Source organism: Aquidulcibacter sp. (assembly GCF_049239865.1).
Taxonomy (GTDB): Bacteria; Pseudomonadota; Alphaproteobacteria; order Caulobacterales; family Aquidulcibacteraceae; genus Aquidulcibacter.
In genome coordinates this window covers 1-1,452 of sequence record NZ_JBMLTR010000100.1, presented here as the reverse complement: position 1 = coordinate 1,452, position 1,452 = coordinate 1, and the positions used below count along the sequence as shown (strand labels likewise).

The 1,452-nt window shown below is 58.4% G+C and carries 2 protein-coding genes; both read right to left on the bottom strand.

The window, feature by feature from the left end; translation table 11 throughout:
* Positions 1 to 46: 46 nt before the first annotated feature.
* Complete coding sequence (gene dprA, locus ACOVRA_RS07360; protein ID WP_421719721.1) at positions 47 to 1,150, bottom strand: DNA-processing protein DprA; 1,104 nt, start codon at positions 1,148 to 1,150, stop codon at positions 47 to 49.
* A 2-nt stretch (positions 1,151 to 1,152) separates the two neighbouring features.
* Positions 1,153 to 1,452: glycerol-3-phosphate acyltransferase (locus tag ACOVRA_RS07355; RefSeq protein ID WP_421719720.1), on the bottom strand; the 300-nt coding region annotated here is incomplete at its 5' end.

The window sequence follows — 1,452 nt, the reverse complement described above, 5'->3', positions numbered from 1 at the left end:
GCGGCAGCGTCTGAGGCACGCCGTGCCAAAGAGCGCGACCGACTGGTCAAACTGGGGCTGAAACCAAACCGCCGGGCTGGATGATTGCGCGGCCACCCAATTCAAGCTCGACCACAATCGCGGCGAGGGTTCGCCATGGCAGGCCAGAGTCGGTCGACAAATCGGCCAAACTAACTGGCACGGGCGACAATAGCCCCGCAACTCGGTCGATTTCTGACGGCGTCAGGGTCAGGCCCTGATCTGCATGGCTATAGCCTCTGGATTTGTTTTCTTTCAGGCCTGAACCGCCTTGCAAACAGGCCAAAACGTCCTGCACATTGGCAACCAGATGTGCCCCATCCTTAATCAAACTGTTTGGTCCTGCCGCTCTGGGATCAAGGGGAGAGCCCGGAACGGCCATAACATCGCGGCCCTGCTCGGCGGCCAAGCGGGCGGTGATTAAAGAGCCAGAGCGCGCTTCAGCCTCCATCACCACAATGCCTTGACTGAGGCCTGAGATGATCCGGTTGCGCCTTGGAAAATCGCGCGCATGGACTGTGGCAAACAACGGGCTTTCCGAAACGAGCAGTCCGCGCGCGGCGATCTCGTGATAGAGACTTTCATGTTCGGGCGGATAAATATGGTCTAGCCCGCCCGCGAGAACCGCAATCGTGCCAGTGGCAAGGCTGGCGCTATGAGCTGCCCCATCGATACCGCGCGCCAAGCCTGAAACAACAACATAACCTGCTTGCCCTAGGCCAGTCGCAAACTCGCGTGCGAGCCGTAAGCCCGCCGCAGAGGCGTTGCGGGCCCCCACAATGCCAACCATCGGCTTTTGTAATAGGCCCGCTTGTCCACACACACTAATCACAGGCGGCGGCGGGGTGAGGGCAGCAAGGCCTATGGGGAAAGTAGGCTCACACGCTGCAAGCACCTGACCCCCGCGTGCTTCGGTCGCGGCGATTTCGTCTTCAGCCTGATCGGCAGTGATCATCTGGATCGGCTTGCCGCGTGCGTGCTTGATCAAGTCTGGCAGTGCCGACAGCACGGCGCTGACCTGCCCATAGCGCGAGAGCAGGCCGAAGAAGCTAACCGGGCCTATTCCCTCACTGCGCGCTAATCTTACCCAATCCCGTCTTTCTTTATCGCTCAGCACATGCTGGGTTTGCATCTCTATTTTTTGCCAATTTTGGGCTCTTCACCTTTGATCAGACGGGCGAGATTTTCGCGGTGCCGGATCCACACCAATACAGACATGAAAAGCGTTGCCCCAACCCCAATGGGGCTGGCATGAAATGCCACTGCAATGAGTGGCGCGGCAGCAGACGCCACCAACGCACCTAATGACGAATACCGAAACACATAGGCTGTAGCCAACCAAAGGGCCGCAGCCAAACTACCCACTGGCCAAATGCCAATCAACAAGGTGCCAAAGAAGGTCGCAACCCCTTTGCCACCATTAAACTTCAACCA